The organism is Rathayibacter sp. AY1C4 (genome assembly GCF_002932195.1).
GTDB lineage: Bacteria > Actinomycetota > Actinomycetes > Actinomycetales > Microbacteriaceae > Rathayibacter.
Window position 1 is genome coordinate 138,208 of the sequence record NZ_PSWE01000001.1, and the last position, 25,343, is coordinate 163,550.

Genomic DNA, 25,343 nt, shown 5'->3' on the forward strand with positions numbered 1-25,343 from the left:
GGGCGGTCAGCGCGTCAAGAGATGCGACCTTTTCGGTCTTTTCGGTTTTTCGCCGGAGTCGTGCGAGGATCGACGCGGCGGCCCGCCGGGCCCGGAACGGAGGCGCGGTGCCACCACGCAAGCCCACCGGCACCATCACGCTCACCGACGTGGCGGCCGCCGCCGGCGTCTCGATCGCCACCGCCTCCAAGGCGCTCAACGGCCGCGACCAGGTGCGCGCCGAGACCCGCCAGCGCGTGCTGGACGCCGCCGAGGCCCTCTCCTTCACCCCGAACCCGTTCGCGCAGGCCCTCAACTCCCGGCGCACGGGCACCATCGGGATGCTCACCAACGATCTCGACAACCGCTTCGTGCTCCCCGTGCTGCTCGGCGCCGAGGACGCGTTCGGCGCCGGATCGACGTCGGTGCTCCTCTGCGACGCCCGCGGCGACTCGATCCGCGAGCAGCACCACATCAAGAACCTGCTCGCCAAGCGCGTCGACGGGATCGTGGTGCTCGGCCGGACGACGAACCCGCGCCCTTCGATCACCCGCACCATCCCGGTGCCGGTCGTCTACGCCTATGCGCCCTCGGAGGATCCGCGCGACTCCTCCTTCACGCCCGACAACGTGCAGGCCGGCGTCCTCGCCGCCCGCCACCTGATCGAGCGCGGACGGACGAGGATCGCTCTCGTCAACGGCGAGCCGAGCTACACCGCCGCCCACGACCGCGCCCGGGGCGTCGAGCAGGCGCTGACGGAGGCGGGGCTGCCGCTGGTCGGCGGCGGCGTCCTCTTCGGGCAGTGGTCCGAGAGCTGGGGCCGCCAGTGCGCCGAGACGCTGCTGCGCGCGCATCCGGACCTCGACGCGATCATCTGCGCGAGCGACCAGATCGCCCGCGGCACCCTCGACCACCTGCGCGAGACCGGTCGGCGGGTTCCGCAGGACGTGGCCGTCGTCGGCTTCGACAACTGGGACCTCCTCGTCGAGGCCGCCCGCCCGCCGCTCTCGAGCATCGACATGATGCTCGACACGCTCGGCCGCGCCGCCGCGGAGGAGCTCTCGAACGCGATCCACGGACGTCCGACCGCGGGCGTGCAGGCCATGCCCGTCCGCTTCGTGCCGCGGGAGTCCTCCGGCTGACGCCGCCCTCCGCGAGAACGCGGACGTCGTCGCACTCGAGCTCCGGAACGACGACTCCTGCGTTCCCGCGACGTGCCGACCGGGGCTCGCGGAATCATATGTTGACGCCGCGCTCTCGGATGTGTATTTTCCAGTTATACGAATAACCGAGACCACGAGGAGGTGGGTCATGGCCGGACGGACGGCGACGATGAGGCAGGTCGCGGAGCGCGCCGGCGTCTCCCAGGCCACAGTGTCCCTCGTGCTCAACAACGCTCCCGGCAACCGCGTCACCGAGGCCACCCGAGCCCGCGTGATGGAGGCGGTCGAGGATCTCGGCTACCGCACCAACGCCTTCGCGAAGTCGCTCCGCAGCGGGCAGTCGGGGATGATCGGCTTCGTCTCGGACGAGGTCGCCAGCTCCCCCTTCGCCGGCCGCCTGCTGAAGGGCGCGCAGATGCGGGCCTGGGAGAGCGGCCACATCATCCTCAGCGTCGACACCTTCGGCGAGCGCGCCCTCGAGGAGTCGGCGATCGACATGATGCTGTCGTACCGCGTGCTCGGCGTCATCTACGCCTCGATGTACCACCGCGTCGTCGAGGTGCCGGAGGCGCTGGGCGACGTGCCCACCGTGGTCGTGAACGCCCAGTCCGCTGGCGGGCGCTTCTCGAGCGTCTTCCCGGACGAGGAGGAGGGCGGGTACACCGCCACCCGCCAGCTGACGGGCGCCGGCCACCGCCGCATCGCCTACATCGACATCCAGCCCGCCGACAGCGACCTCCCCGCGGGTGTCGGACGGCGGGCGGGCTACCGCCGCGCCCTCGAGGAGGCGGGCCTCACCGTGGACCCCCGCCTCGTCCGGCACGGCTCCGGCGGCACCGTCGAGGACGGCCTCGCGCTCACCGCGGAGCTCCTCGACGAGGCCGATCCCCCCACCGCGATCTTCTGCGGCAACGACCGCACCGCCTGGGGCGCCTACCGGGCTCTCGAGGCGCGCGGCCTCCGCGTGCCCGAGGACTGCTCCATCGTCGGCTTCGACGACCAGGAGACCCTCGCCTCCTACCTCGACCCCGGCCTCACGACCGTCGCGCTCCCCCACGAGCGCATGGCCCGCGACGCCGTCTCCCTCCTCCTCGCGGAACCGCGCGAGGAGCCCCGACCCCATCCCATCCATTGCTCACCGGTCCTCCGCGGATCGGTGACGAGTGCAGAGGTGCGCGCATGACGACGATGAAGTCCGCCCCCGGGATCCCCCGGCCACGGCGCCTCCTGAGCCCGAGGCAGCGCCTCGGCTCCGCTGCGAGGCGCGCCCTGCGCTCCTGGCAGTTATACGTACTACTGACCCCGGCGCTCGTCTTCGTGGCGCTGTTCAAGTACTGGCCGATGTACGGCGCCCAGATCGCCTTCCGCGACTACAACCCGTCGCTCGGCTTCTCGGGCAGCCCGTGGGTGGGCCTGGACAACTTCACCCGCTTCGTCTCGTCGTTCCAGTTCGGGCGCCTGATCGAGAACACCCTGACGGTGAACGCCCTGGGGCTGCTCATCGCCTTCCCGGTGCCGATCGTGCTCGCGCTGATCGTCAACCAGCTGCAGAGCGAGCGGTTCAAGAAGTTCACGCAGACGGTGCTCTACTCGCCGTCCTTCATCTCGGTCGTCGTGGTCGTGGGCATGATCCACCTGCTCTTCTCGCCGCGGTCGGGGATCGTGAACAGCGCGATCGTCGCCCTCGGGGGAGAGCCGGTGTTCTTCATGGGCTCGCCGGACTGGTTCCGGCCCCTCTACATCGGCTCCGACATCTGGCAGAACGCCGGGTTCTCGATGATCGTCTACCTCGCCGCCCTCACCGCGATCGACCCGGCTCTGCACGAGGCCGCCCGCGTCGACGGAGCGAGCAAGTGGCAGCGGATCCGCCACATCGACATCCCGGGCATCCTGCCGGTGATCACGATCCTGTTCATCCTGGCGATCGGCAATCTCTTCAACCTCGGATTCGAGAAGGTCCTGCTCATGCAGACCGACCTCAACCTCCCGACCTCCGAGGTGATCCAGACCTACGTCTACAAGGCGGGGCTGCAGCAGGCGCAGTTCAGCTACTCGGCCGCCATCGGCCTCTTCAACTCCCTGATCAACCTCGTCCTGCTGGCGACCTTCAACCAGGTCGCCCGCCGTGCGGGCCAATCGAGCCTCTGGTGACGACGCCATGACACAGACCATCCACCCCGACCGCGCCGTCCGCGAGCCGTCGGCACCGACTCCCCCTCGCCGCACCGCCCCGGGAAAGCGCACCGGACGGTACGCGGACCCCGTGTTCAACACGATCGCGATCGCCGTCCTGCTCCTGGCGATCGTCGCGATCGTCTACCCGATGTACTTCATCGTGATCGCCTCGTTCAGCGAGCCGTCGCAGATCCTCAACGGGAACGTCTGGCTGTGGCCGGCCGGCTTCACTCTCGAGGGCTACGGGCGGATCTTCTCGGACGGCGCGATCTGGCAGGGCTTCGGCAACTCGGTCCTGTACACGGTCGTCGGCACCGCGATCAGCGTCAGCACGATCCTCTGCGCGGCCTACGCCCTGTCGAGGAAGGACCTCTACGGGCGGACCGTCTTCCTCCTGATCTTCATCCTCACGATGTTCATCGACGGAGGCCTGATCGCCCGCTACCTGGTGGTGCGCGACCTCGGGATGCTGGACACGATCTGGGCCGTGGTCCTGCCCGGCGCGGTCGGGGTCTGGAACCTGATCATCGCCCGCGCCTTCTTCGAGAACAACGTGCCGGGCGAGCTGCGCGACGCCGCTCAGATGGACGGCGCGAGCGACTTCCGCTTCTTCTTCAGCATCGTCCTGCCGCTGTCGAAGCCGCTGATCTTCCTCATGATCATGATCCACCTCGTGGCCAACTGGAACGCCTTCTTCGACGCCCTGATCTACCTCGACGACGAGAGCAAGTACCCGCTCCAGCTGGTGCTGCGCAACGTCCTGATCCAGTCCGAGGTCACCTCCGCAGGCGGCTCCGGAGCGATGGACTCCTACGCCGCCGCCCAGCGCCTGGGCGAGCTGATCAAGTACGGAATGATCGTCGTCTCGACGATCCCCCTCTTGATCGTCCTGCCCTTCATGCAGAAGCACTTCACCAAGGGCGCCCTTCTCGGCGCCGTGAAGAGCTGACCCTCCACCCCTCCCGCACCACCCTTTCGACAAGAGGAACACGAACGATGAGACACCGCAGTTTCTTCACCACCACCGCACTCGCCCTCTCCGGCGGACTGCTCCTGGCCGGCTGCACGACCGGCGGCGGGAACGACCCCGTCCAGGACCGCTCGAGCGAGGTCGGCTTCAACGAGACCGGCCTGCCGATCGTCGACGACACGCTGTCGCTGACCTTCGGCGGCACCAAGTCCGCCCTGTCCCCCGACTACTCCTCGATGCAGCTCGTGCAGCAGTGGGAGGAGGACACCAACATCTCGATCGACTGGAAGAACCTCCCGGAGCAGGTCTACGCCGAGAAGAAGAACCTCCTCCTCGCCAGCGACGACGTGCCGAACGTGCTGTTCAACTCGGGCCTCACCGACGCCGAGATCGTGCAGTACGGCGAGAACGGCACGCTCCTCCCGCTCGAGGACCTGATCGAGGAGCACGCGCCGACCCTCTCCGCGATCCTCGAGGACCGGCCCGACATCCGCGCCGCGCTCACCGCCTCGGACGGCCACATCTACACGCTGCCCTCGGTCGAGGAGCTCGGGATCCTCCAGTACCCGAACTTCCTCTTCATCAACACCGCCTGGCTCGACGCGCTCGGCCTCCCGATGCCGACGACGATCGAGGAGTACCGGGCCGCGCTCGAGGCCTTCAGAACCGGCGACCCCAACGGCAACGGCAAGGCCGACGAGATCCCGCTGTCCTTCCGCACCGACTCGTTCTGCGGCAACCCGCACGACCTGATCGCGGCGCTCGGCGGGCAGCCGGAGAACAACGACCACCGCATCGTCGTCGACGGGAAGGTGCAGTTCACGGCCGACACCGACGGCTACAAGCAGGGCGTCGAGGCGCTCTCCGACTGGTACGCCGACGGGCTCATCGACCCCGAGTCGTTCTCGCAGGACGACGTCGCCTTCCTCTCCAAGGGCAAGGCCGACACCCCGGTCCTCGGCTCCTTCTTCTGGTGGGAGGCGAAGGAGATGGTCGGCGAGGACCGCCTCGGCGACTACGCGATCCTCGGCGTGCTCGAGGGCGTCGACGGCGAGAAGCGCGCCAGCGTCACCAGCAACCAGGAGATCAACCGCGGCGCGATGGCGATCACCCGCTCCAACGAGCACCCCGCCGCCACGATGCGCTGGGCCGACCGCCTCTTCGACCCCGAGATGAGCGCCCAGAGCAGCTGGGGACCCCTCGGCGTGACCCTCCAGAAGGACGAGGCCACCGGCCTCCTCGTGCAGATCCCCGCCGCCGCCGGCGAGGCCGAGGGCGAGCGCCGCCAGAAGGTCGCCCCGGGCGGCCCGAAGATCACCACCGAGAAGGACTTCGAGACCGTCGTGGCCCCCGAGCCGCGCGCGAAGGAGCGCCAGGACCTGGTGAACGAGTACTACCTCCCCTACAAGGCGAACGACGCCTACCCGCCGGTGATGCTCTCGAACGACGAGCTCGACCGCGTCTCGTACGCGCTGACCGACATCAACACCCTGGTGAAGGAGAAGTTCGCCGCCTGGATCGTCAACGGGACCGTCGACAGCGAGTGGGACTCCTACGTCTCGCAGCTGGAGTCGATGGGCGCCTCCGACGTGACCGCGACGTACCAGCAGGCCTACGACCGCTTCCAGAACGGCGGCGAGTAGTCCCCGGGGGCGCGGGCGGCAGCCGCCCGCGCCCCTCGTCCGGCCGCACCGAACCCCTCTCCTCAGGAGCCCTTGTGACCATCACCACGACGACCGACGCCTGGCGTCCGTCCGCCCACTTCACCGCCCGATCCACCTGGCTGAACGACCCGAACGGGCTCCTCTTCCACAACGGCACCTACCACCTGTTCTTCCAGAACAACCCGACCGGCAGCACCTGGGGCAACATGTCCTGGGGCCACGCGACCTCGACCGATCTGGTGTCGTGGAGCGAGCAGCCCGTCGCGATCCCCGTCCTCGACGGCGAGATGGCCTTCTCCGGCAGCGCCGTCGCCGACGTCCGCAACACGGCGGGCTTCGCCGGCCCCGGCGAGACGGCCCTCGTCGCGGTCTACACGGCCGCCCGCGACGCCCTCCCGGACGGCACCGGGGCCTCGCAGGCCCAGGCACTGGCCTACAGCGTCGACGACGGCGCCACCTGGACCCGGTACGCGGGCAACCCCGTCCTCGACATCGGCTCCGCGGAGTTCCGCGATCCGAAGGTCTTCTGGTTCGGCGGGGACGACGGCCACTGGGTGATGGTCGCCGTCGAGGCGGTCGACCGCCGCGTCGCGGTCTACACCTCGCCCGACCTGATCGCGTGGACCCGGCGCTCCCACTTCGGCCCCGCCCATGCCACGGGCGGCGTCTGGGAGTGCCCGGACCTCCTCCCGCTGCGCGTGCGCGGCACCGACGAGGTCCGCTGGATGATGATCGTGAGCCTCAACCCGGGCGGCATCGCCGGCGGCTCCGGCAGCCAGTACTTCCTCGGCGACTTCGACGGAGCCGAGTTCACCGCCGACCGGATCAGCGCGTCCGAGGACCCCGCCGACTACGACTGGCTCGACTACGGCCGGGACTACTACGCGGCCGTCTCCTTCAACGACGCTCCCGAGGGCCGCCGCCTCACGATCGCGTGGGCCAGCAACTGGGACTACGCGAACGAGACGCCCACCGGCCCGTGGCGCTCGTCCATGTCGCTCGTGCGCGAGCTCGACCTCGTCCGCGGGGCCGACGGCCGTCTCCGCCTCGCGCAGCGGGCGGTCCTCCCGACAGGGCCCGCGTCCCGCGACGTCCGCGTCTTCGACGTCGACGTGTCCCGCCTCCCCGGCGACCGCACCGAGCTGCGCCTGCTCACCGGCACGACCGACGACGAAGTGGTGCTCACGGTCGACGGCGACGAGGGAGTGCTGACCTGCGACCGCACGCGCAGCGGCGCGGTGGACTTCGCGGCGTCCTTCCCCTCGGTCGACTGGGCTCCGCTGCCCGGGCCGGACAAGTCGGGGCGGATCCCGGTCCGCATCGTCGTCGACGCCTCGGTGGTCGAGGTGTTCCTCGGCGGGGGTCTCAGCACCCTCACCCAGCTCGTCTTCCCGTCGGCGCCGTTCACGACGCTGCAGGTCCGCGCGGCGGCGGAGTGAGCGGGCCCGGCGCGGGCTCCGGCAGCGGCCCCGGCTCGGACTCCGGCTCTCGCGTCCTCGTCGTCGGCGAGACCGTCGTCGACGTCGTCGAGCGGGACGGGAGCCGGTCGGAGCACGTCGGCGGCTCGCCCGCGACCGTCGCCGTCGCGCTCTCCCGGCTCGGCCGCTCCGTCCGCTTCGCCACCGCCCTGGGCGACGACGAGCGCGGACGCCGGGCCCGGGCGCACCTGGAGGAGTCCGGAATCGCGGTGTCGGCGCCCGCGCGCGGCACCACGTCGACCGCGGCGGCGGTCATCGGCGCCGACGGGTCGGCCCGGTACGAGTTCGACCTCAGCTGGGACCCGGACCGCATCGATCCCGACGGAGCCGCGCACCTCCACACCGGGTCGATCGCCGCCTTCCTGCACCCCGGCGCCGACGCGGTCGCGGACCTGCTCGACCGTCTGCCGCCCGGGACCTCCGTCAGCCTCGACCCCAACATCCGGCCTGAGGTGCTCCCTCCGCGCGCCGAGGTCCACCGCGTCCTCGAGCGGCTCCTCCGGCGCTGCGATCTGGTGAAGCTGAGCGACGAGGACGCCGAGTGGCTCCACCCCGGCGACTCCGTCGACGCCGTCCTCGACCGCCTCCTGGCCGCCGGCCCTTCGCTGGCGGTCGTCACGCGCGGCGGCGAGGGGATGGTCCTCGCGTCCCGCCGGGCCCGGGTCGTCGTCCCCGCCTCCCGCATCACCGTCGCGGACACCATCGGCGCGGGCGACACGGCGATGGCCGGGCTGATCGACGCCCTCCTCGACAGCGGGACCACCGCTCTCGACGAGGACGCCCTCCTCGCGGCGGGCCGGTGGGCGGCCCGGGCGGCGGGAGTCACCGCCTCCCGCATCGGCGCGGACCCGCCCCTCCGAGCCGAGCTGGCCGGGGTCTGACGGCCGGGCGGAGCGGACCCCGGCATCGAGCGGACGCGCGCGTTCCGAGCAGAACGGTCGCGCACTCCTCGCATGCCGCCTTCCGCCCCGAGACACTGCCCCTACCGCGATGTCCCGGCGATCGGAGCGGCGTCTCGACGCACGAGCGGGCCCGACGGCACCGGGATACACCCGTGTCACGAGCAGTGCGTGCTCACCCGGACGCGCACCCGCCTCCCTGCCAGACACCGCCCCGCATCCGAGACGCCGCCTGCTCAGCGGTGCCCCGACTCTCGGAGCGGCGTCTCGAGCCACGAGCGGGCCTGCGCACAGCGGCGAGGACACCGGAGAGACGGGCGGAGCGCGATCGTGGACGCAGACGTGCGCCGGACCCCTCGGGAGTCCGGCGCACGGCCTGGCGGTGATCAGCTGCCGGTGATCAGCCGGGATCAGCTGCCGGTGCGCTCACTGCGGCGTCGGAGGGTGAGCATCAGACCGCCGCCGACCAGGGCGAGCAGGCCCAGCACTCCGGCGGTCGCCGTCGCTGCGGCGTCCACTCCGGTCGAGGCGAGAGCCGGACCGCGGGGACCGTTCGACCCGGACACGGGAACGACCGCGGCGTGGGAGGGCGCCGGTCGCGGCGCTGTGGTCGCGGTCGGAGTGGGCGAGGCCGTGGGCGTCGCGGTCGGCGTGGTGGTGGGCGTCACCGTCGGCGTGGTGGTGGGAGTCGCCGTCGGCGTGGTCGTCGGCGTGACCGTCGGAGCCACGGTGGGCGTGATCGCGGGAGTCGCCGTCGGAGTCACCGTCGGACTGACGGTGGGCGTGACCGTCGGAGTCACCGTCGGAGTGACGGTGGGAGTCACCGTCGGCGTCACAGTCGGCGTCACGGTCGGCAGGACGGTGGGAGTCACCGTCGGGGTGACGGTGGGAGTCACCGTCGGGGTGACGGTGGGAGTCACGGTCGGCGTGACGGTCGGGGTGATAGTGGGCGTGACCGTCGGCGTCACAGTCGGAGTGACTGTCGGCGTGACGGTGGGGGTCACCGTCGGCGTGACGGTGGGGGTCACCGTCGGGGCCACGGTCGGAGTGATGGTCGGGGTCACCGTCGGCGTGACCGTGGGCGTCACGGTCGGCGTGACCGTCGGGGTCACGGTCGGCGTCACGGTCGGCGTGACCGTCGGGGTCACGGTCGGCGTCACGGTCGGCGTCACGGTCGGCGTGACCGTCGGGGTCACGGTCGGCGTGACCGTCGGCGTCACGGTCGGCGTGACCGTCGGCGTCACGGTCGGCGTGATGGTCGGAGTCGCCGTCGGCGACGATCCGCCGTCGGTGGGCTCGCAGCCCGGCTCGGTGAAGTCGTTGGAATCGAGCGTGACCGCTCCCGTGCGGGCCAGTGCGCGGCCCTCGACGGAGACGCCCGTCGTCACCGTGATCGAGACCGAGGCGAGCACGGAGCCCACGAAGTCCGAGTCGGTGCCGAGAGTCGCGGAGCTGCCGATCTGCCAGTAGACGTTGCAGGCCTGCGCTCCGTTGATCAGGGCCACCGTGCTCGACGACGCCATCGTCAGCGTCGACGCGGCGCGGATCACGAAGACCGCCTCGTGGACGCCCTCGGCGTCGAGCGTGAGCGTCCCCGTCACTCCGACCGGTCCGGCCGCGGTGTAGACCCCGGGCTTCAGCGTGCTGCCGCCGATCTCGGCGCCGATCTGCGCGGTCGTCGCCCGCGAGGCGAGCTGTCCGTAGGCGGTGCCCACGTCGGCCTGGGCCTGCGCCGCCTCCGCGTCTCCGCGATGGATCACTCCGTCCGTCCGCCCGGGCGGGAACCCGGTGACGGCGGTCAGCGGGCTGACCCCGACGTTCTGGTCGAGGACGCTCGACCCCGTGTTCGTCACGGTCGACGCGGCCAGGACCGAGTAGTCCTCCGCCGTGCCGAGGTCCGGAGCCGTGGCCGCCTGCGCCGAGACGCCGGCGAAGAGCGCGGCGCCCACGACGGCGAGGACGACACCCGTCCCGATCGCCCCTCTTCTGCGGTTCTGCCGATGACGGCGGAGCGAGGTGCGAGAGGACACGTGCGGCATGAGGCCAGCGATCTGCCCACGTCAGCGTGAGCTCAACAACCCGAGGTGGGAGGCTCGAACCGTAGGTCGCGCTCCTCGCCCGCGTCTACGCCGCGACCCTGGCGGGGGGCAGGATCCGCCGACGGCGCCCCCCGACCCGGGACATGGCCGCCACTGGAGTCCTCGCGCCGGTGACGGCGGACCCGGCCGGCGGAGCGGATCAGCGGTGACGCCCGCGGCACCCGAACCGGTCGGAGTGCCGTGCGTCCCGGAGCCCTCAGCCGAGAGCCGCCACCCGCTCGATCACGCCCTCGCCCAGCCGGGCGACGTACCCCTCCGGATCCGGCCCGGCCGGCGCCAGCTGCACGTGGTCGATCCCCAGCGCCGCGTACTCCTCCATCGCGCGGACGAAGCCGTCGGGGTCGCCGATCGGATCGCCGCCCCCGGTGATGGTCTTCGTGATCGTCGCGTAGTCGCGCCCGAGGTCGTCGCAGTGCCGCTTCAGCACGTCGAGCTTGTGCGCCACGTCGTCCGCGCCGGTGCCGAACAGGTTGCAGGCGTCGCCGTACTGCGCGACCAGCCGCAGCGTCTTCCTCTCGCCGCCGCCGCCGATGAGGATGGGCGGGCCGGGCTGCTGGATCGGCGCCGGGTGGTTCAGCGTCTCGGCGAGCCGGTAGTGCATCCCCTCGAACGGCCCGTCGTCGTCGCTCCACATCTGACGGCAGATCCGCAGCGTCTCCTCCAGCCGCTCGAACCGCTCCTTCAGCGGCGGGTACGGCACGCCGAGCCCGAGGTGCTCGCGCTCGTACCAGGCGGCGCCGATGCCGAGCATCGCGCGCCCGCCGGAGAGCACGTCGAGGGTGGTGACGATCTTCGCGAGCAGTCCCGGATGGCGGTACGTCACGCCGGTGACGAGGAGCCCCAGCCGCATCCGCTCCGTCCGGCCGGCGACGAAGCCGAGCGAGGTGTAGCCCTCGAGCATCGGATCCTCGCTCGTCGCGAAGTGCTCCATCTGGAAGTAGTGGTCCATCAGCGTGAACCAGGCGCAGCCGACGTCCTCGGCCGTCCGCGCGGTCGCTCCGAGGATCGGCGCGATCCCCGCGCTTCCGCCCGGAAGGGTGAAGTCCATGAAGTGAATGCCGAGCTGCACGCGCGTCTCCTGTCGTCCCGGGATGTCCAGGAGCCAGTGTGCGCCGAGCCACCGCTCAACACGCCGACGCGGCCGCCTCTGAGCGGCGTCTCATCCGTTCCGCGGCGTCTCGGCCGATCGCACCGCCGAGGGGCGGCCGCCCTCACTCGCAGACGCGGAAGCGGTTCCGATCGAACCCGACGACGTCGCCGACGGCGAGCTGGCGCCCGCGGCGCAGATCCACCTCGCCGTTGACGGTCACCATCCCCTCGGCGACCGCCTCCTTGGCCTCGCCGCCCGAGAGGATCCCCGCGAACTTGAGGAACTGGCCCAGGCGGATCGACCCGCCGCCCAGCGGGACGTCGACGGGCTCGGGGACGGCAGCGGCGCCCTTCACCTCTGTGAACGCGCCCGCGAAATGTCGCCGCAGGCCCCCTGGATCAGCGGGTTTCCCACGTAAGTGTCGCCGCAGTTTCCAGCACAACGTGTCGCTCCGAACATGCCCGCGTGATTCCGCGGATCTGAGGCCTCGATGGGGTCATTCGGTGGCCCCTCGCCGCGCAGGAAGTGCCCGGCGGCCATACGAGGTCGGGTTGGCACAGACTTCGGGTTCAGTCTCCACGAAGCCTTCCTCGGCGTCGCGGTCGGCGTCGGAGCTGCCGCCCTGCGCGGCCTGCTCGAACGGGCTGGCTGCCGGAAAAGCCGCAACAAGCGAGGCGTCAGGGCGATGTCGGTGCGGCTGTTTCGCATGCATGCCTGCGGGCGAAGCACTAGAGGGCGTTCTTCGTGGTCGCCAGGTACTCCGGCGTGGCGAGCGCTTGCATGGAGAACCAATGTGTCGCCTCGAGGCTCGCCTCCAGGTGTCGCCAACCGTTCGAGACGAACGAGCTCGTCTGCGCGCCGGTGAACATATAGACGACGGCTCGAGCGGCAGTCGGGATATCGACCTCGGCGCGAAGATTGCCTTCAGCTCGTGCCTGTTCGAGAAACAACGCTATCGCGTTGAGCCAGACTGGATCCGGCAACTTCGCAACGCCGGGGAATTCAGATGAGGCGTGTGCGACGAGACGCAGGCCTGCTTGCGCCGTTGGATCGTGCTGCACTGCTCTCGCGAGGGACCGGGACAGCGTGAGCAGTGAAGCGAGGCCGTCGTCGCCCGACTCCAGAATCGAATCCCGGAGGAGGATGAAGCCCTGGTCCTGGCGGCGGATGATCTCCTCCGCCACCTCGATCTTGCCCCTGCGGAAATGAAAGTAGAAACCACCCTGCGTGACGGATGCTGCTTCTAGGATATCGGCGACGCGAGCGGTCGAGTAGTGCAGGCGCGCAAACACCTTCGCCCCACCGAGAACAATCGCCTCTCGTGTGGCGATCCCGCGTTCCTGTTGTGCCACGCGCACCTCCGACTGATCCCAAAGCCACTCTATCGGCCCATGGTTCAGCGTCTCTGCCGTCTGGTCCCCGTTCGGGAGGGTTCACGCTGAGTAGCCGAACGCCGCGCTGGCGCTCGCACCGTGCTCGGATGTCGAGACCAACCTCACGTCGCGGAGGGTTCGGCCGCCGATGACGACCTCGGCGTTCCTGCGCACGGACGTGCGAGCGGAGAATCGAGCCTGGCCGCCGGACGGAGCGGGCGTCCGAGAGACGGAGGCGCGCCTGAGCCAGAGGTTCGGTACAGCGGAGCGGCTGGTGTCATTGACGGCGTAGATGAGGACTTGCGCCAACTGACCGAACATGACGAGTTCATCGACGGCGTCAAGGCGGGGCGGGGCGGCTGAGTACCCTGCCTGGGATGATGTGACGGAATGGGACGTCTCGAGGTGTCCATCGACGAGGTCCACGCGATCGACGTGGGACGACATCTGGATCGAGTCGCCTGCTGCCGCATGGGTGAGGCCGGGTGCCGCCTCGGCTGCGCCCGGTCGGGCTCGGCTCGGGGCGCACTCCAAGTCGACGTTCAGTCCGCCGATACAAGCCCGCAATGACTTGGTGCTGACGAGCTGTCCGCCGTGATCGGTCGTGATGCCGATGGGGACAGAGCCCACATCAGTCGTCGCCACACGTCCGGCGACGACTGAGAACCCTGTGACATCGAACGGCCCTTCCCACCAAGCGCCGCGATTCGTGTTCTCAAACAGGCTGATGGTCTTCAGCGCCAGGCTGATCGCATCGATAGAACTGAGATGCACCTCACGGGGATCTCCTGCCGCGTCCAGCGACCAGCGGGGCGGATAGATCGCCTGCTTAACCGCCGAAAGTCGGATCCTGTCACCGTCGACGTGTTCGGCCACCTGGCTGACGGTATGCCTGATGTGTCGATGACCCAAACCGAAGTATCGGCCGGACTCCTTGCCGAGTATCTCCTTTAAAGGCCGCCCATCAAAGTGGTGCATCTCGTCCCTTCGGATCTTCTGATCGGTCTGGTGATATGTGCACGCCTGGAAGGTGTCTCGCCGGATTCGATCCCAGGATCTCGAGCGGCGTCATGCACCCGGACCGTGCCTCGGCTGCGAGGGCTGCCGGTACTTCCAGGTAGATCGCAGCCGCAAAGGCTGTTCCAGACCCAGCAGTCAGAACGAACGATGCACGATCGCCGGCGCTGCCTTCCACGGTGACTCGGAGACGAGGCTTGATGATGGTGCTCGCGGTCGACGTGAGCATCCGAGGCCGCGTTCGCCGATGTGATGGAAGCCTGAGAGGGCGAACTCCGTGCAGCGAAGACAGCACTCGCAGGAGCGGGAGTAGCAGGAGGAGCTGGCCGCGAGGCAACCCGAGCTCGGCGAACACCTGGATGTCGGTCGCCGCCGTCGTCCTCCGCAGAGCGAACAGGTCGCCGGTGTGCAGTGTCAGGTGAGAGCTCGTCTCAGAGGTCTCACCTGCTCTTCCAACTCTCATCCCGACCAGCGTCCCGGACCGGGAGCGCCAGCTTCCTGAAGCGAGAACTGCCTGCGACGAAGCTGTGACGCCTGGTGACTTCGAAGTCCTGCCACTCGCGAGGCTCGTCAGGCTGACTTTCTGCGGCTGGTCTATCGTTCGGAGCGCATGCTCGGCGAGCACTTCGGCCAGATACGTGCCGAACCCCGCGCCGGGTACCACGGCGATGCCGCATTCTCGCCAGTGGGCATCCCGTTTCCACGCGTACTCGTGTGTGCGGCCCTCATTCGACAGGTCAGCGTAGGAGACGCAACCTTCCGCGCTGGCCTCCATGAGCGGCTGCGCGGTGGAGGACTATGGTCCGGCTGCGTTGATCACCCCGCTGACGCCGTCGAGGTGTTGCGTCAGGGAGCTCGCACGCTGCCGGAGGTCGAGCTGCATCCTCGCGACGCCGTACCGGTCAGCCAGCATGTCGAGACTCGCGCCGTCGCGCCCGGCGAGGAGGAACGGCATGCCCCGGCGCCTTGCCTGCATCGCGAGTTCCGCTGCAACCGAGCCCGTGCCGTAGATCAGCCAAGGTGTCACCGGATCGACAGGGATGGTGCTCTCCCGGAGTGCATCGTGCTGGACGCTAGGGGAGGGGCGCTGCTCGCCGGTCGTCGTCGACGCCCGGCGGGGGGACCTGGCGTGCCGCGCGCACGGCGATCGCGCTTCCGAGCAGCACGAAGATCAGAAACGCCGACAGGCCTGCGAGCACGAACGCGTTCGAGTGCGTGGGGTCGACCACGAGGCTGAGCGAGCCCCCCGTGACTGCCAAGAATGCGCCGATCCACACGCAGGGTCGGGCTGCCTGATGGCCCCGCTGCCAGGCTTCATCGGAAGCCATGACCGAGGCTGCTCTGATCCCGACCAGGTTGTTCGGGCCGAGTCGCCCTCGGGCGGCGCATTCGACGGCTGCGACGACGGCAGCAGCAGCGAACACGAGGACGAGCACTCCGAAGACCATGAACCAAACATACATGCACGGTTGTATATCGTCGTTCGCGCCGTCGGTCGTCGCGCCAATTTTCGCGCCTAGAAACAAAGCACCGTACATGTTTGGTTTGCATGTCGCAGATCCTCCGGTCACCCGAGATCGCGTCTTCTTCGCCGTTTGTAGAACGCGGGTTGGTGACACTCTCGGAGAAGATCGGAAGCTCGCCAGGCGTCGTGGCCGTCACGCTGGTTGCCGTGGGGAGCGACGGTGCCGTCTATTCCGTGGTTGCCCTGGGCGTATCCGAACAACCCGGTGACCCACTGGAGCTCTATCGATCGAAGTTCATCGATGTTGCCAGGAGCGCCCTTGACCTATTGATCGAGTGACGCGACATCTCGGATTCTCGACACCGGTTCGGATCCGTTCAGAGCACGGCGCGGCTGGCGTTCACCTACTGTTCCGGTGAGGCGGCGTGTCCGATGATGGCATTCCCGCTGAGGAGCGCCGACAATTTCGATGCAAGGAGAGCGCTTCGGCAATTGGCTCACCGGCAAGTGTGGGGAGTGGCCGAGATCGATCCGACGCCGATTGTATTCGGACGCGATCGGAAGCAGTCTGCCGTCATCGATGCTATTGCACGGAACGCTGAACAGTACGGTTCCAGCCGCAGTTCGGTCTTGCCTCGGTGCCCTTACATGCACCTCGCACTGAGTAGGTCAAATTGGGAAGATCATGACCGGGATTCGCCCCTGTCGGTAGCACACGTCAGACCGCCGGGATGTCGGCGAAGCGCGAGAAGTGGCCGTGGAAGCCCACAGTGACCGTGCGGGTCGGGCCGTTGCGGTGCTTGGCGACGATGAGGTCGGCCTCGCCCGCGCGCGGGTTGTCCTTCTCGTAGGCGCTCTCGCGGTGCAGGAGGATCACCATGTCGGCGTCCTGCTCGATCGAGCCGGACTCGCGGAGGTCCGAGATGGCGGGGAGCTTGTCGGCGCGCTGCTCGGGGCCTCGGTTCAGCTGCGAGAGCGCGATGACCGGCACCTGCAGCTCCTTCGCGAGGAGCTTGAGGGCACGGGAGAACTCCGAGACCTCCTGCTGGCGGCTCTCGACCTTCTTCCCGGAGGTCATCAGCTGCAGGTAGTCGATGACGACCATCTTGAGCCCGACCCGCTGCTTGAGCCGGCGGCACTTCGCCCGGATCTCGACGAGGGTCATGTTGGGCGAGTCGTCGATGTAGAGCGGCGCGTCGTTGATCCGGCCGCGGGTGGAGGCGATGGTCGTCCAGTCGCGCTGGTCGACCGTGCCCTTCCGCATGTGCTGCAGCGGCACGGACGCCTCGGCCGAGAGGAGGCGCATCGCGATCTCGCTGCGCCCCATCTCGAGGGAGAAGAAGATCGTGGCCATGTTGTGCTTGATCGCGGCGGCGCGGGCGAAATCGAGCGCCAGCGTCGACTTTCCGAGCGCGGGGCGCGCGGCGACGATGATCATCTGCCCGGCGTGGAAGCCGTTGGTCAGGTCGTCGAGGTCGGCGAAGCCGGTGGGGACGCCGGTGAAGCTGCCGTCCTTGTGAGCGGCCGCCTCGATCTCGTCGATCGCGACGGTCACCGCATCGGTCAGCGGGACGTAGTCCTCCGCCGTCTCGGAGCCGGTGACGTTGTAGATCTCGGCCTGCGCCGTGTTGACCAGGTCGAGCACCTCGCCCTCGCCCTGGTAGCCCATCTGCGCGATGCGGGTGCCCGCCTCGACGAGGCGGCGCAGCAGAGCGCGCTCGGCGACGATGGAGGCGTAGTACCCGGCGTTGGCCGCGGTGGGGACCATCGAGGTGAGCGTGTGCAGGTAGTCGGCGCCGCCGGCCCGCTGCAGCTCGCCCTGCTTCGTGAGCTCGTCGGTGACCGCGATGACGTCGGTCGGCTCGCCGTGCGAGTAGAGGGCGAGGATCGCGTCGAAGACGATCTCGTGCTTGGGGATGTAGAAGTCGGTGCCCTTGACGCTCTCGACGACATCGGCGACCGCGTCCTTCGAGAGCAGCATGCCGCCCAGCGCCGACTGCTCGGCGAGGAGGTCGTGCGGAGGGGTCCGCTCGTTCCCGCGCGACTCGCCGCGGTCTCCGCGACCGTCCCGTCCGTCCGAGCCGGGTACCGCCAGGTGCGCGATCGTCATGCCTTCGCCTCCTCCTGTCGGGTGCTGCGCGTCCGGTCGAGCCGGTGCCGGGATCCGGTCTACCAGCGACCTCCGACAGCGGCGCACGGGCGCCTGCCCGCACCCCTCGCGGGGCGCTGCGCCACCCTACGGACCGCCGCCCGCGGCACGCAAACCGCCCTGTGGAGAGAGCTGTGCAGAACCGAGGGGAAACGCCGGGCCCACTGTGGGCAACATGTGCACAACCCTGTGGGAACAGCGGCCGTCGGCAAGTTTTTTCTGGGCCCTGACCAGGCATTCACCGCTTTCCACAGGTGTGTGGGGGAAAGAGTCTCAAGACCACAGTGAAGGTTGGTCCCGCTGAAGGGTGTATGTGGATGGAGCTGTGGAGAACGGGAACGACGAAGGGCGGTGCGAGGGGACTCGGAAGTCCCGTCGCACCGCCCTCCGCGGCGTTCTCGCGGCCTTACTTGGCCGCGACCACCTGCAGCTTCACAGTGGCCTGGATGTCGTCGCGCAGACGCACCACGGCCTCGTGCTCGCCGACGTGCTTGATCGCGTTCGAGATGACGATCTTGCGCTTGTCGAGTTCGCCGAATCCGGCCGCCGCCACCGCGTTCGCGATGTCGGAGGTCTTCACCGAGCCGAACAGGCGGCCGTCCTTGCCGGCCTTGACCGTCAGCTTCACGCGGTTGGCCTCGAGGACCTGCTTGGTGTGCTGGGCCTCTTCGATGGTCTTGTGCTCACGAGCGGCTCGCGCCGACTTGATCTGCTCGACCTGCTTCTCGCCACCGCGGGTCCACGCGACGCCGAAGCCCTGCGGGATGAGGTAGTTGCGGGCGAACCCGTTCTTCACGTCGACGACGTCGCCGGCCGAGCCGAGTCCGTCGACCTCGTGGGTCAGGATGACCTTGGACATACCGTTACCTACCTTCCGCTGCCGGCGTAGGGCAGGAGCGCCATCTCGCGGGCGTTCTTGACGGCACGGGCGATGAGGCGCTGCTCCTGAACGGAGACGCCGGTGATACGACGGGCGCGGATCTTCCCGCGCTCCGAGATGAACTTGCGGAGGGTCGCGACGTCCTTGTAGTCGATGACACCCACGCGGACCGACTTCGCGGGGGCCGCGTTCTTCGCGCCCTTGCCGCGGATCGGCTTGCGGCGGTCGCCGCTGCTCTTTCCAGCCATAGTGGTTTCCTTAGATTCTGGTTCGCCCCTGCCCCGCCGCGAGCGATCGCGGTGCGGGGGAGGCGTGATTCAGGTGAGGAGAGCGTCCGAGCCGAGGCTCAGAACGGCGTCTCGTCGTTGTAGCTGCCCGGCGTGCTCCACACGTCGCCACCGGCGGGAGCGCTCGGCGCCCACGGCTCCTCGGCCTGACCGCCACGGTTGCCGCCGGCGTTGCCGGAGCCCCCCTGACCGCCGCCGCCGAAGCCGCCCTGGCCGCCGCCGATCTGACCGCCGTTGCCCTGGCCGCCACCGGCCTGGCCGCGTCCGCCTCCACCGGAGGCGCGCGTGACCTGCGCGGTCGCGTAGCGCAGCGAGGGCCCGATCTCGTCGATCTCGAGCTCGATGCTGGTGCGCTTCTCGCCTTCCTTCGTCTCGTAGGAGCGCTGCTTCAGGCGGCCGGTCGCGATGACGCGGCTGCCCTTGGTCAGCGTTCCTGCGACGTTCTCGGCGAACTCGCGCCAGACGGAGGCGCGGAGGAACAGCGCTTCGCCGTCCTTCCAGTCGTTCGCCTGACGGTCGAAGGTGCGCGGCGTGGAGGCGATGGTGAAGTTCGCGACCGCGAGCCCGCCCTGCGTGTAGCGCAGCTCGGGGTCGGCGGTGAGGTTCCCCACCACGGTGATGATCGTCTCGCCGGCCATGAGCGCTACGCCTTGGGAGCGGCCGAGGCCTTGGCGGCCTTGCGGGCGGCCTTCTCGTCGGCGAGCTTCGCGGCGGCCGCGACCTGGGCGATGCCCTCTTCGGCCCGCAGCACCTTGGTGCGCATGACGGCCTCGGACAGCTTCAGCTGACGGTCGAGCTCGTTCGCTGCGGCGGAGGTCGACGTGAAGTCGACGACGGCGTAGATGCCCTCGGACTTCTTGTTGATCTCGTACGCCAGACGACGGCGGCCCCAGACGTCGACCTTGTCGATGGATCCACCATCGGTGCGGATGACGTTGAGGAACTTGTCGAGACTCGGAGCGACGGTGCGCTCATCGATCTCGGGGTCCAGGATGACCATGATCTCGTACTGATGCGTCACTAACCCACCTCCTTCGGACTGAACGGCCACGGTATTTCCGTGACAGGAGGGTATGTAGCATCTGCCCACTCCCGCGGACGCGAGTGCGTCTGGTCGTGGACAACCTGTACAGACTACAACAGGACCGCCGCGACGCGCCGGACGGATCCGCTCGAGGCGCACCATCCCGGGCGCAGGGCGAGGCGAGCACGGGGCCCGGCTCAGCGCCTCAGCGCGACGCCCACCACTCGCGGAGCCGCTGCGTCGCGACCTCCTCGCCGAGCGGACCCTCCTCGAGCCGCAGCTCCAACAGGAACCGGTACGCCTGCCCGACCTCGGGGCCCGGCGCGAGGCCGAGGATCTCCATGATCCGCGTGCCGTCGAGGTCGGGGCGCTTGGAGGCGAGCTCCTCCTTCTCGGCGAGCTCCGCGATGCGCGCCTCGAGGTCGTCGTAGGCGTGCGCGAGCCGGTCGGCCTTGCGGCGGTTGCGCGTGGTCACGTCGGCGCGGGTGAGGATGTGCAGCCGCTCGAGCAGGTGCCCGGCGTCGGTCACGTAGCGGCGCACCGCGGAGTCGGTCCACGCGCCGTCCGTGTACCCGAAGAAGCGCAGGTGCAGCTCGATGAGGCGGGCCACGTCCTTCGTCGTCTGGTTGTCGAACTTCAGTGCGCGCATCCGCTTGATCGCGAGCTTGGAGCCGACCAGGTCGTGGTGGTGGAAGCTCACCGCTCCGCCCGGCTCGAGCCGCCGCGTGGCCGGCTTCCCGATGTCGTGCAGGAGGGCGGCGAGCCGCAGCACGACGTCGGGCGCGGCTCCGGGGTGCCGCGACTCCTCCAGCGCGATCGCCTGCTCCAGCACGGTGAGGCTGTGGGTGTAGACGTCCTTGTGGTGGTGGTGCTCGTCCTGCTCCAGGCGCAGCGCGGGCAGCTCCGGGAGGAAGCGACCGGCCAGACCGGTGTCGACGAGCAGCTCCAGGCCGGCACGGGGCGTGGCGGTCGCGAGGAGCTTCCGCAGCTCCTCCTGCACGCGCTCCGCCGAGACGTCGTCGATCCGTCCGGCGAGCTCGGCCATCGCCCACTCGACCTCGTCGGTGGTGCGGAAGCCGAGCTGCGAGGTGAAGCGCGCGCCGCGGAGCATCCGGAGCGGATCGTCGCCGAAGGAGAGGTCGGCGGGGGAGGGGGTGCGCAGCCGGCCGGCGAGCAGGTCCTCCACTCCTCCCGAGGGATCGACGAGGACGACCTCCGGGAGCCGCAGCGCCATCGCGTTGACCGTGAAGTCGCGCCGCACCAGGTCGCCCTCGAGCGAGTCGCCGAACTCGACCTCGGGCTTGCGGCTCACCCCGTCGTAGCTGTCGCTGCGGTAGGTCGTGATCTCGACCGTCTCGCCGGCCACGCGAGCGCCGATCGTGCCGAAGGCCCGGCCGATGTCCCAGTGCGCCTCGGCGATCGGAGCGACGATCCGCACGATGTCGTCGGGGCGTGCGGAGGTGGTGAAGTCGAGGTCGTGCACGCCGTGGCCGAGGAAGGCGTCGCGGACCGGGCCGCCGACCAGCGCGAGCTCGTGGCCCTGGGCTGCGAACGCCTCCGCCAGCCGCGCCACCGTGGGCGTCCCCGCGAGCGCGCGGAGGGTCTCGAGAGCGGTCTGGACGCTGTGCATTCGCACGATCCTAGTGGCGGGGGGTGTCCCGTCAGCGGGTGACCGTGCCAGGGGGTTACGCGGGGGAACCGCCTGCACAGCGGACGCACCGCCTGCCCCGAGGAGGGCTGCCCGTAGAATCACCCGCATGGAGGCCGAGTGAGTCCGATGCATCGGCGCGACCCCTCCCTCCGCTCCCGCCGCTCGCGGGCGGCCCTCCTCCTGCTCCGCTCGGCAGGTGCTGCCGCCCTCGCGCTCGGCCTGACCGGCGTGGCCTCCCCCGCCCTCGCGGCCCCGGTCACCGCCGCGACGGCGACCTCGACGCCCGCTCCCGGCACCGTCACCACGACCGCCGGGGTCGGCAGTGACGGCGTCCTGCGGCCCGGCCAGGACCTCGAGCTCTCGATCGCCGTGCGCAACGGCACCACCGAGGCGATCGACAGCGCCGACGTGACGGTCGCCCTCTCCTACGCCACCCTCGACACCCGCGCGGAGCTGCACGACTGGCTCGACGCCGAGGCCGACAACGACACCGACCCGGTCCGTGCGACCGCCCAGCTGCGCCTGCTGCCCTCCAGCACCGCCGAGGCCGGCCTCACCGTGCCGGTCGACCAGATCCCCTTCTCCAACGACCGGACCGCGCTCGGCACCCACGCCGTCCTCGTCACGGTCACCGGTCCGGGTGGTGTCGTCTCGACCGCCCGCACCGCCGTCGAGCTGACCGACGACGCGGTGGCCCCGGAGCGCGAGACCGGCGTCAGCGTCCTCGTCCCGCTCACCGTCCCGGACACGGCCGACGGCCTGCTCTCGGCCGAGGCCCTCGCCGACTACACCGACGGCACGGGGACCCTCACCCGGCAGCTCGACGCGGTCGCGGGGAAGGGCGTCACGATCGGGGTCGACCCGCGCATCCTCGCTTCGATCCGCATTCTCGGCAGCGCCGCTCCGGAGTCCGCCCTCGACTGGCTCGACCGGCTGCAGTCCGTGCCGAACGAGCGCTTCGCCCTGCCGTACGCCGACGCCGACGTCTCGGCCCAGGCGCAGGCCGGGCTTTCCGCGCTCCTCTCACCCACCTCCTTCGAGTACGCGATCGACGACACCCGCTTCGCCGCGGTCCCCGGCACCGCCAGCCCGGCGCCCACGGTCGCCGTCGACTCCGACCAGCCGGCCGAGGACCTGCCGGCGCGTCCGAGCACCGAGTCGCTGCTCGCCTCCGACTGGAGCACCTCCCTCGGCAGCGTCGCCTGGCCCGACGAGGGCACCCTCCGCGGGTCGGACCTCGACGTCTACGCGGCCAGCGGCATGAACCGCACGGTCGTCCCCTCCTCCGGTCTCCTGCTGCCGGAGGAGGTGACCACGACCTCGCGCGCCACCGTCGGCGACTCGGACCTGGTGGTGGCCGACTCGCGCCTCACCGAGGCGTTCGACGCGGCCGCCACCGCCACCGACGACACCGAGTGGCGCGCCCGCATGTCCGAGATCGCCACCGATCTCGCCGAGGTGCAGGAGGAGGGGACCGCGCCGGACGTCGTGCTCACCCTCGGCCGCGGCTCGGCGATCGGCGCCGCGCGCCTCTCCGAGACCCTCGACGCGATCGAGTCGCTGCCCTGGGCCCGCGGAGTCGCCCTCTCCACCGCCCTCGCCGTCCCCGCGACCGAGGGCGCGAGCGTCGTCGACTCGCCGGAGTCGGAGTCGCGGCTCGACCGGGTGCGCGACCTGCTCGACGCCGGCTCCGAGGTCGAGGCGTTCTCCTCCGTGCTGCAGGAGCCGGAGCTGCTCTCGGGCAAGAGCCGCAACGACGTGCTGGCGCTGCTCTCGGTGACCTGGCGCGGAGACGGCAGCGGCTGGGGCGACGCCGTCGGCGCGGCCATGACCGAGGCCGACCGGACGCTCTCGCTGGTGTCGATCGACGCGACCGGCAGCATCCTGCAGGTCTCCCGCGACTCGAGCATCCCCGTGTACGTCCGCAACGAGCTCCCCTGGCCGATCGCCGTCCGCATCCAGGCCTCGACCTCGAACGCCGTCCTCGACATCGACGAGGAGGCGATCGAGACCACCGAGATCGACGCCCGCTCGCAGGGCCGCGTCCTCATCCCCGTGAAGGCCCGGGTCGGCAACGGCGAGACGAGCCTCGGCCTGCAGCTGACCTCGGCGCAGGGCGTCCCCATCGGCACCCCCACGGGCATGACGACCAGCGTCCGCGCCGACTGGGAGACCGTCGGCACCCTGGTCATCGGGATCGCGCTCGTCGTCGTCTTCGGAGCCGGCATCCTCCGCAACATCCGCCGTCGCCGTCGAGGCGACACCCCTGAGGACGAGGAGGACCCGAACGCCGTGCTCGAGGTCCAGCCCGATCTCGACGACCAGCGATCGGACCCGCGTGGCTAGCTTCTCCCTCGGACGCGCGAGCGCCGTCCTCGCCTCCGGCACGATGGTCTCGCGGATCCTCGGCTTCATCATGTCGATCGTCATGGCGAACACGATCGGAGCCGCGGTCGCGCCGGGCGCGGACGCCTTCACGACGGCGAACCTGCTGCCCAACACGATCTACTCGATCATCGCGGGCGGCGCTCTGAACGCCGTCCTCGTCCCGCAGATCGTGCGGGCGGGCCTCGACGCCGACGGCGGCCGCGGCTACATCAACCGCCTGCTGACCCTGGCGCTCGGCCTGCTCCTGGTGACCACGATCGCCGCCACGGTCCTCGCTCCCCTGCTCGTGCGCCTCTACGCGCCCGGCTACGGACCGGAGCAGTACCAGCTGGCCGTCGCCTTCGCGTTCTGGTGCCTGCCGCAGGTCTTCTTCTACGGCCTCTTCACGATCCTCGGCGAGGTGCTCAACGCCCGCGGCTCGTTCGGCCCCTTCACCTGGGCGCCCGTGCTGAACAACGTCGTGGTGATCGCCGGGCTCGTCGCCTTCATGGTGCTGTTCGGCGCCGATCCGGAGGGGAACCGTCCGGTCGACTCGTGGTCCCCGGCGATGGTCACCCTCCTCGGCGGGAGCGCGACACTGGGCATCGTCGTCCAGTCGCTGTTCCTGATGCTCTTCTGGCGGAGGGTCGGCCTCAGCTACCGCCCCGACTTCCGCTTCCGGGGCGTCGGTCTCGGCACGGCCGGGCGGATGTCGCTGTGGTCGTTCGCCACGGTGCTGCTGACCATCGTCGCCGGCATCGTCGAGAGCCAGGTCTCCTCCACCGCGTCCGGCGAGGGGCCCTCGGCCGCGGCGCTGCAGAAGGCGTGGCTGATCTTCATGCTGCCCCACTCGGTCATCGCGATCTCGATCGCCATGGCGTACTTCACCAAGATGAGCGGCCACACCGCGCGGGGGGAGATGAAGGAGTTCCGCTCGGACGTCTCCACCTCGCTCCGCCTGGTGCTGATGATGCTTGTCTTCGCCGCCGCCGCGATCGTCGTGGTCGCGGTGCCGTTCGGCTCCGTCTTCACCGACTCGTTCGCGGACGCGAAGGCCATCGGAGCGATCGCCATGGCCTACGTGATCGCCCTGCCGCTGTTCTCCTCGATCGCCATCATGCAGCGCGCGTTCTACGCCCTGAGCGACGGAGCGCGGCCGTTCCTGTTCACCCTGGTGCAGGTCGTCGTGGCGGTCGCCGGGTACCTGATCGTGCTCCGGCTCCCCGCCGACCGCACCGCCGTCGGCATCGCCGCTGCGACCTCGCTCGGCATCTGCGTGCAGGCCCTCGTGGCGGCCCTCCTCCTGCGCCGCCGGCTCGGCGGCCGCGGAGGCAGGCGGATCCTCGTCAGGCTCGCGCAGTTCGTCCTCGCCGCGGTGCCCTCCGCCGCCGCCGGCTACGGCGTCCTGGTCGCCCTCGGTGGCACGCGCGCGGGCGGTTTCGCCGTCTCGAACTACGTGGAGCCGCTGCTCTCGATGGCCGCGATCGGCACCGTGATGGCGCTCGTCTACTTCGCGGTCCTCTGGTTCCTCCGGGTGCCGGAGCTGCGCGCCGTCCTCGCTCCGGTGCTCCGCCGACTGGGCCGCTGATGCTGCTCCGGTAAAAGCCTGGTCA

Annotated in this window: 23 protein-coding genes; 10 read left to right on the plus strand and 13 right to left on the minus strand. The window is 70.0% G+C overall.

Annotated features, from left to right (window positions below):
- The first annotated feature begins 107 nt into the window (after nucleotides 1-107).
- The 7 genes from C5C99_RS00600 (at nucleotide 108) to C5C99_RS00630 (ending at nucleotide 8,310) form a co-directional block, all read left to right on the plus strand.
- Nucleotides 108-1,121: a LacI family DNA-binding transcriptional regulator gene (locus C5C99_RS00600; protein WP_104237753.1), complete on the plus strand. Its 1,014-nt coding sequence runs from the start codon at nucleotides 108-110 to the stop codon at nucleotides 1,119-1,121.
- A 169-nt stretch (nucleotides 1,122-1,290) separates the two neighbouring features.
- Nucleotides 1,291-2,325, plus strand: a complete 1,035-nt coding sequence (locus tag C5C99_RS00605; RefSeq protein ID WP_104282809.1) for a LacI family DNA-binding transcriptional regulator — start codon at nucleotides 1,291-1,293, stop codon at nucleotides 2,323-2,325.
- Nucleotides 2,322-3,293: a sugar ABC transporter permease gene (locus C5C99_RS00610; protein WP_244229528.1), complete on the plus strand. Its 972-nt coding sequence runs from the start codon at nucleotides 2,322-2,324 to the stop codon at nucleotides 3,291-3,293. Before C5C99_RS00605 ends, C5C99_RS00610 begins: the two co-directional genes overlap by 4 nt.
- A gap of 7 nt (nucleotides 3,294-3,300) precedes the next feature.
- Complete coding sequence (locus C5C99_RS00615; protein WP_104339434.1) at nucleotides 3,301-4,266, plus strand: carbohydrate ABC transporter permease; 966 nt, start codon at nucleotides 3,301-3,303, stop codon at nucleotides 4,264-4,266.
- 47 nt (nucleotides 4,267-4,313) lie between these two features.
- Entirely contained in the window at nucleotides 4,314-5,930 is a 1,617-nt protein-coding gene (locus C5C99_RS00620) for an ABC transporter substrate-binding protein (protein ID WP_104339435.1), read from the plus strand.
- Nucleotides 5,931-6,004: 74 nt separating this feature from the next.
- Complete coding sequence (locus C5C99_RS00625) at nucleotides 6,005-7,390, plus strand: glycoside hydrolase family 32 protein (RefSeq protein WP_104339436.1); 1,386 nt, start codon at nucleotides 6,005-6,007, stop codon at nucleotides 7,388-7,390.
- Nucleotides 7,387-8,310, plus strand: coding sequence for a carbohydrate kinase family protein (locus C5C99_RS00630; RefSeq protein WP_104339437.1), 924 nt, complete (start codon nucleotides 7,387-7,389; stop codon nucleotides 8,308-8,310). Before C5C99_RS00625 ends, C5C99_RS00630 begins: the two co-directional genes overlap by 4 nt.
- Before the next feature lie 428 nt (nucleotides 8,311-8,738).
- Here the strand turns inward: C5C99_RS00630 and C5C99_RS17395 are convergent, their stop codons facing one another.
- The 7 genes from C5C99_RS17395 to C5C99_RS00665 all read right to left on the minus strand — a co-directional run bounded on the left by C5C99_RS17395 (nucleotide 8,739) and on the right by C5C99_RS00665 (nucleotide 15,370).
- The gene (locus C5C99_RS17395) at nucleotides 8,739-10,358 is read right to left on the minus strand and encodes an ice-binding family protein (RefSeq protein ID WP_258063576.1); all 1,620 of its coding nucleotides are present in this window, start codon (nucleotides 10,356-10,358) and stop codon (nucleotides 8,739-8,741) included.
- Between the two features lie 265 nt (nucleotides 10,359-10,623).
- Nucleotides 10,624-11,496 carry an LLM class F420-dependent oxidoreductase gene (locus C5C99_RS00640; protein WP_181074515.1) on the minus strand — a complete coding sequence of 291 codons (873 nt, stop codon included), beginning with the start codon at nucleotides 11,494-11,496 and terminating at the stop codon, nucleotides 10,624-10,626.
- 142 nt (nucleotides 11,497-11,638) lie between these two features.
- Nucleotides 11,639-11,872, minus strand: a complete 234-nt coding sequence (locus C5C99_RS00645) for an RNA-binding S4 domain-containing protein (protein WP_104222694.1) — start codon at nucleotides 11,870-11,872, stop codon at nucleotides 11,639-11,641.
- A gap of 373 nt (nucleotides 11,873-12,245) precedes the next feature.
- Entirely contained in the window at nucleotides 12,246-12,869 is a 624-nt protein-coding gene (locus C5C99_RS00650; RefSeq protein WP_104339439.1) for a TetR family transcriptional regulator, read from the minus strand.
- A gap of 81 nt (nucleotides 12,870-12,950) precedes the next feature.
- Nucleotides 12,951-13,766, minus strand: coding sequence for a hypothetical protein (locus C5C99_RS00655; RefSeq protein ID WP_374953716.1), 816 nt, complete (start codon nucleotides 13,764-13,766; stop codon nucleotides 12,951-12,953).
- A 937-nt stretch (nucleotides 13,767-14,703) separates the two neighbouring features.
- Nucleotides 14,704-14,862: a hypothetical protein gene (locus tag C5C99_RS00660; RefSeq protein ID WP_181068330.1), complete on the minus strand. Its 159-nt coding sequence runs from the start codon at nucleotides 14,860-14,862 to the stop codon at nucleotides 14,704-14,706.
- A 118-nt stretch (nucleotides 14,863-14,980) separates the two neighbouring features.
- Nucleotides 14,981-15,370, minus strand: a complete 390-nt coding sequence (locus C5C99_RS00665) for an SdpI family protein (RefSeq protein WP_181074516.1) — start codon at nucleotides 15,368-15,370, stop codon at nucleotides 14,981-14,983.
- An 86-nt stretch (nucleotides 15,371-15,456) separates the two neighbouring features.
- Between C5C99_RS00665 and C5C99_RS16695 the strand changes: the two genes are divergently transcribed.
- Nucleotides 15,457-15,711 carry a hypothetical protein gene (locus C5C99_RS16695; RefSeq protein WP_104335406.1) on the plus strand — a complete coding sequence of 85 codons (255 nt, stop codon included), beginning with the start codon at nucleotides 15,457-15,459 and terminating at the stop codon, nucleotides 15,709-15,711.
- Nucleotides 15,712-16,090: 379 nt separating this feature from the next.
- Here C5C99_RS16695 and dnaB read toward each other — a convergent pair whose 3' ends face one another.
- The 6 genes from dnaB to C5C99_RS00695 all read right to left on the minus strand — a co-directional run bounded on the left by dnaB (nucleotide 16,091) and on the right by C5C99_RS00695 (nucleotide 21,342).
- Entirely contained in the window at nucleotides 16,091-17,482 is a 1,392-nt protein-coding gene (gene dnaB / locus C5C99_RS00670; RefSeq protein WP_104225797.1) for a replicative DNA helicase, read from the minus strand.
- 445 nt (nucleotides 17,483-17,927) lie between these two features.
- Nucleotides 17,928-18,380: a 50S ribosomal protein L9 gene (rplI, locus tag C5C99_RS00675; RefSeq protein ID WP_104222692.1), complete on the minus strand. Its 453-nt coding sequence runs from the start codon at nucleotides 18,378-18,380 to the stop codon at nucleotides 17,928-17,930.
- 8 nt (nucleotides 18,381-18,388) lie between these two features.
- Nucleotides 18,389-18,649 (minus strand): 30S ribosomal protein S18, encoded by a 261-nt coding sequence (gene rpsR, locus C5C99_RS00680; RefSeq protein ID WP_055784551.1) that lies wholly within the window; start codon nucleotides 18,647-18,649, stop codon nucleotides 18,389-18,391.
- Nucleotides 18,650-18,747: 98 nt separating this feature from the next.
- Nucleotides 18,748-19,326 carry a single-stranded DNA-binding protein gene (locus C5C99_RS00685; protein ID WP_104222691.1) on the minus strand — a complete coding sequence of 193 codons (579 nt, stop codon included), beginning with the start codon at nucleotides 19,324-19,326 and terminating at the stop codon, nucleotides 18,748-18,750.
- Between the two features lie 5 nt (nucleotides 19,327-19,331).
- Complete coding sequence (rpsF, locus tag C5C99_RS00690; RefSeq protein ID WP_068207796.1) at nucleotides 19,332-19,709, minus strand: 30S ribosomal protein S6; 378 nt, start codon at nucleotides 19,707-19,709, stop codon at nucleotides 19,332-19,334.
- Nucleotides 19,710-19,917: 208 nt separating this feature from the next.
- The gene (locus C5C99_RS00695) at nucleotides 19,918-21,342 is read right to left on the minus strand and encodes a CCA tRNA nucleotidyltransferase (protein ID WP_104268811.1); all 1,425 of its coding nucleotides are present in this window, start codon (nucleotides 21,340-21,342) and stop codon (nucleotides 19,918-19,920) included.
- 147 nt (nucleotides 21,343-21,489) lie between these two features.
- On the opposite strand from C5C99_RS00695, the gene C5C99_RS00700 reads away from it, so the two are divergent.
- Nucleotides 21,490-23,709, plus strand: coding sequence for a DUF6049 family protein (locus tag C5C99_RS00700; RefSeq protein WP_104339441.1), 2,220 nt, complete (start codon nucleotides 21,490-21,492; stop codon nucleotides 23,707-23,709).
- The gene (murJ, locus tag C5C99_RS00705; RefSeq protein WP_258063253.1) at nucleotides 23,702-25,318 is read left to right on the plus strand and encodes a murein biosynthesis integral membrane protein MurJ; all 1,617 of its coding nucleotides are present in this window, start codon (nucleotides 23,702-23,704) and stop codon (nucleotides 25,316-25,318) included. The genes C5C99_RS00700 and murJ overlap by 8 nt, the downstream gene beginning before the upstream one ends.
- Nucleotides 25,319-25,343: the final 25 nt, after the last annotated feature.